Origin of the sequence: Bifidobacterium sp. UBA6881, assembly GCA_002451435.1 — a bacterium.
In the GTDB taxonomy this organism is placed as follows: Bacteria; Actinomycetota; Actinomycetes; order Actinomycetales; family Bifidobacteriaceae; genus Bifidobacterium.
Genome location: DKCF01000001.1, coordinates 1 through 1532 on the forward strand (window position 1 = coordinate 1; position 1532 = coordinate 1532).

The window sequence follows — 1532 nt, forward strand, 5'->3', positions numbered from 1 at the left end:
CTCGACTATCTCGCGGACCTTGGCGTGGACGTGCTGTGGTTGTCGCCGGTATACAAGTCCCCGCAGGACGACAACGGCTACGACATCGCCGACTATCAGGCCATCGATCCGCTGTTCGGCACGATGGAAGACATGGACGAACTGCTCGCCGAAGCGCACCGACGTGGTCTGAGGGTCATCATGGATCTGGTCGTGAACCACACGTCCGACGAGCACGCCTGGTTCCAGGCTTCGCGCGACAAGAACGATCCGCACGCCGATTGGTATTGGTGGCGTCCGGCCAAACCCGGCCATGAACCGGGCACTCCGGGTGCCGAGCCGAACCAGTGGGGCTCCTACTTCGGCGGCTCCGCATGGCAGTACGATCCGAAACGCGGCGAATACTTCCTCCACCAGTATTCCAAGAAACAACCCGATCTCAACTGGGAGAATCCCGAAGTGCGCAAGGCCGTCTACCGGATGATGAACTGGTGGATGGACCGCGGCATCGACGGTTTCCGCATGGACGTGATCACCCAGATCTCCAAAACCATCGACGCCAACGGCAAACTGCCCGGCGAGGAAGGCTCGCGGATCGCCGACAATCCGGTCGGCGAGGAAGGCTATTCCAGCCCGTTCCCGTTCTGTTCCGACGGTCCGCGTCTTGACGGGTTTCTCGCCGAGATGCGCCGCGAGGTGTTTGAGGGGCGTGAAGGCTACATGAATGTGGGCGAGGCTCCGGGCATCACGCCGGAACGCAACGAGCACATCACCGATCCGACCGATAAGGAACTCGACATGCTGTTCCTTTTCGACCACGTCGGCATCGACCAGGAAGGCTCCAAGTGGAACACCGTGCCGTTCGCGGTGAAAAACCTGCGCACGCATCTCGCCGACCAGCAGCAGGCCGTGAGGAACGCGGGGTGGGCGAGCCTGTTCTTCTGCAACCATGACCAGCCGCGCGTCGTATCCCGCTGGGGGAACGACGCCGACCGCGAATCACGCGAACTCAGCGCCAAAGCGTTCGGCATGCTGCTGCACATGCATCGCGGAACCCCGTACATCTACCAAGGCGAGGAATTGGGCATGACCAACGCTCACTTCACCAAACTCAGCCAATACCGCGATCTGGAGGCCATCAACGCATACCATCAGCGCGTGGAGGAGGCCAAGTGCCAGTCATCCGAATCTATGATGGCCGCGCTCGCGCTGATCGGCCGCGACAACGCACGCACTCCGATGCAATGGGACGCGTCCAAATATGCCGGCTTCACCGCGCCGAACGCCGCGACGGAACCATGGATCGACGTGAACCCGAACCATGTGGAGATTAACGCCGCCGAGGAATTCGACGATCCCGACTCCGTCTACACGTTCTACAAGAAGCTCATCGCCATGCGCCACAACAACGCCACCGTCGCGGCCGGCGAATGGGATCTCGTCGCGCCGGATGACGAGCGGGTGTACGCATTCACCCGCAAGCACGGCGACGACGTCATGCTCGTCATCGTCAACCTCACCGACAAATCCGCCGACGTGCCAACGGAGGTCGC

At 61.7% G+C, this 1532-nt stretch carries 1 protein-coding gene; it reads left to right on the top strand.

What is annotated here, in order from left to right:
• A partial coding sequence (locus B3C64_RS00005; RefSeq protein WP_291532857.1) for a glycoside hydrolase family 13 protein occupies positions 1 to 1532 on the top strand: 1532 nt, incomplete at both ends.